At 68.6% G+C, this 3179-nt stretch carries 4 protein-coding genes; all 4 read left to right on the top strand.

Features of this window, described 5'->3' with window-relative positions; translation table 11 throughout:
* Window positions 1-233: DUF1007 family protein (locus R2601_RS14695; RefSeq protein WP_007799702.1), on the top strand; the 233-nt coding region annotated here is incomplete at its 5' end.
* The gene (locus R2601_RS14690) at window positions 215-1141 is read left to right on the top strand and encodes a nickel/cobalt transporter (RefSeq protein WP_007799700.1); all 927 of its coding nucleotides are present in this window, start codon (window positions 215-217) and stop codon (window positions 1139-1141) included. The genes R2601_RS14695 and R2601_RS14690, both read left to right, overlap by 19 nt.
* Before the next feature lie 74 nt (window positions 1142-1215).
* Window positions 1216-2580, top strand: coding sequence for an MATE family efflux transporter (locus tag R2601_RS14685; protein ID WP_007799698.1), 1365 nt, complete (start codon window positions 1216-1218; stop codon window positions 2578-2580).
* Between the two features lie 92 nt (window positions 2581-2672).
* The coding region (locus R2601_RS14680) for a GTPase (protein WP_007799697.1) at window positions 2673-3179 on the top strand (507 nt) is incomplete at its 3' end.

The raw sequence follows: 3179 nt of genomic DNA, 5'->3' as shown, positions 1-3179 counted from the left end.
ACGGGCTCGAGATCCGGCAGTACGATCCGACCTTCTACGTGTCCTACGAGATCACCCGCGGCGTCGAGATCGCCGCCCCCTGCCGTGCCGAGATCGAAAAGCCCGACCGTGCCGCAGCCGATGCCTATGTGCAAAAAGAGCTTCAGAGCGTGCCAGAGGACCAGTTCGAGGTGCTCGAGATCGGCGAGCAATATGCCGACAGGATCAGTCTGACATGCGAACCGTCCTCCTGATCGCCGCCGCTACGGTGGCGGCGCTGGCGGTCTGGCTCTGGGGCTTCGGCGGCGCGGCCTGGGTCGAAGCCAGCGCGGCGCAGGGCCAGCGCGAGGCGCAGGTGGCGATGGCCGGCGGGCTGCGGGCGCTGCGCGCGGGCGAGCCCGGGGCGCTGATGGCGCTGCTTGGCCTGTGCTTCGCCTACGGGTTCTTCCACGCCGCCGGTCCGGGGCATGGCAAGCTGCTGATCGGTGGCTACGGCGTTGGGCGCCGCGTCCCGGTGCTGCGGCTGTCGACGCTGGCGCTGCTCTCGAGCCTTGCACAGGCGGCGAGCGCGGTGGGGCTGGTCTATGCCGGCATCTGGGCGCTTGGCTGGGGGCGCGAGCAGCTGACCGATGCCGCCGAGGACTGGTTCGCCCCGGCTAGCTACGTCGCCATCGGCCTGATCGGGCTCTGGTTGGTGCTGAGGGGCGGGCGCAAGCTGCTGACGCGGCCCGAGGCCGGGCACGCGCATGAGCACGCGCATCACGGCCACCACCACCATCACGCGCCCGGCGAGGTCTGCCCGAGCTGCGGACACGCCCACGGCCCGAGCCTCGAGCAGGTCGAGCAGGTCCACTCGCTGCGCGATGCGCTGGTTCTCATCGGGGCCATCGCGCTCCGCCCCTGCACCGGGGCGCTGTTCCTGCTGATCCTGACCTGGCGCATGGGCATCGTCTCTGCCGGCATCCTCGGCACCTTCGCCATGGGCCTGGGCACCGCGACGGTCACGGTGGCGGTGGCGCTGGCCTCGGTCACGCTGCGTGAGGGCGCGCTCAGCCGGCTTGCCACGGGGCCGGCCGCGCTGCGGGTCATGGGCGCCATCGAGGCCGCTGCCGGGGCGGTGATCGCAATCCTTGCCGCGCAAGTGGTGTTGCACGCGCTCTAGGGGCGAACCCCAGTTTCAGGGTTCTCTCAAGGCGGGACTTGCTTGAACAGGAAACGCCCTCTAAAGCGCAAATCATGAGCACTGGAAAAACATATCTGGCCCATGCGCGGGAGATTCTGCTCCTCGGGTTGCCGCTGATCGGCGGCCACCTGGCGCAGCTTGCGATCATGTTCACCGACACCGCGATGATCGGGCGCTACGGCGTGGCCGAGCTCGCGGCGCTGACGCTGGCCAGCACGGTGTTCTCGCTGTTCTTCCTGTTCGGGTCGGGCTTTGCCTGGGCGGTGATGCCGATGGTGGCCTGCTTCGATGCCGGCAACGACCATCCGCAGATCCGCCGTGCCACCCGCATGGGGCTGTGGCTCTCGGCAGGGTTCTTCGCGCTGGTCATGCCGCTGCTGTGGTACTCAGGGAGCCTGCTGCTGGCGCTGGGGCAGGTGCCTCAGGTCGCAGCCGACGCGCAGACCTATTTGCGCATCGCCGGCTGGGGCCTGCTGCCGGCGCTCGGCGTGATGGTGTTCAAGAGCTTCCTCGCCGCGCTCGAGCACACCCGCGTGGTGTTCTGGATCACCGTCGCCGCCGCGATCGCCAATGCCATCGCCAATTACGCGCTGATCTTCGGCAACTGGGGCGCGCCCGAACTTGGCATCCGCGGTGCCGCGGTGGCCTCTCTGGTCGCGCATGGCTGCTCGCTGATCGGGGTTGTGGCCTATGCCCGGCTGCGCCTGCCGCATTACTCGCTCTGGCGCCGGTTCTGGCGCCCCGATGTCGAGATGCTGCGCGAGGTCTTTGCCCTCGGCTGGCCGATCGGCCTCACCACCCTGGCCGAGGTCGGCCTGTTCGCCGCCACTGCCATCCTGATCGGCTGGATCGGACCGGCGCCGCTGGCCGCGCATGGCATCGCGCTGCAGCTCTCGGGCCTCACCTTCATGGTACATCTCGGCCTTGCCAACGTCGCCACGGTGCGGGCCGGGCAGGCGCGGGGACGCGGCGATACCGAGCTGTTGATGCGCGACGCCCACATGCTCTTCGCGCTCTCCCTTGCCACTGTCGTGCTCACCGTGATCGCCTTCGTGACCATCCCCGAGCTGCTGATCGGCGTGTTCCTCTCTCCGGATGATCCGCAGCGGGCCGAGATCATCGCCATCGGCGTCCTGCTGCTGCTGGTCGCCGCGCTGTTCCAGCTGGTCGACGCGATGCAGGTGATCTCTCTCGGCATCCTGCGCGGCCTGCACGACACCCGCGCGCCGATGATCATCGCGGGACTGTCCTACTGGGGGCTCGGCCTGCCGGCAGCCTATATTCTCGGTTTCCCGGCGGGCTTCGGCTTTGTCGGTGTCTGGTTCGGGCTGGTGATCGGGTTGGGCATGGCCGCCATCCTGCTGATGCACCGCTTCTTCACGCGCGCGACCCCGGGCCCGGCGGCCCGGCTCGCCTGAGACGCCGCCCGAGCCACCACCTGCGGCGCTCTCTTGCGCTTGCACCGATCCGCGCCTAGAAGGCGCCCAACCAAAGCCAGAGGAGCCGCAAGATGGGATTTCGCATGGGGATCGTGGGTCTGCCCAACGTGGGCAAGTCGACCCTGTTCAACGCGCTGACCAGGACCGCCGCGGCGCAGGCGGCGAACTTCCCGTTCTGCACCATCGAGCCCAATGTGGGCGACGTGGCGGTGCCCGATGCGCGGCTCGACAAGCTCGCTGCCATCGCGAAGTCGCAGAACATCATCCCCACCCGCATGACCTTCGTCGACATTGCGGGCCTTGTGAAGGGCGCCTCGAAGGGCGAGGGCCTCGGCAACCAGTTCCTCGCGAACATCCGCGAGACCGACGCCATCGCCCACGTGCTGCGCTGCTTCGAGGATGACGACGTCACCCATGTGGACGGCCGCGTCGATCCTGTCTCTGACGCCGAGACCATCGAGACCGAGCTGATCATCGCCGACATGGAGAGCCTCGAGAAGCGTCTCCAGAACATCGTGCGCAAGGTGCGCGGCGGCGACAAGGAGGCGATCCAGCAGGAGCGCCTGATGAAGGCGCGC

It is taken from the genome of Salipiger bermudensis HTCC2601, from assembly GCF_000153725.1.
GTDB classification, from domain to species: Bacteria; Pseudomonadota; Alphaproteobacteria; order Rhodobacterales; family Rhodobacteraceae; genus Salipiger; species Salipiger bermudensis.
This window is presented reverse-complemented; position numbering and strand designations above follow the sequence as displayed.

Excerpts from the sequence above, each read along its gene's own strand:
- R2601_RS14685 (WP_007799698.1), top strand. The coding sequence starts at position 1,216 with ATGAGCACTGGAAAAACATATCTGGCCCATGCGCGGGAGATTCTGCTC.
- R2601_RS14690 (WP_007799700.1), top strand. The coding sequence starts at position 215 with ATGCGAACCGTCCTCCTGATCGCCGCCGCTACGGTGGCGGCGCTGGCG.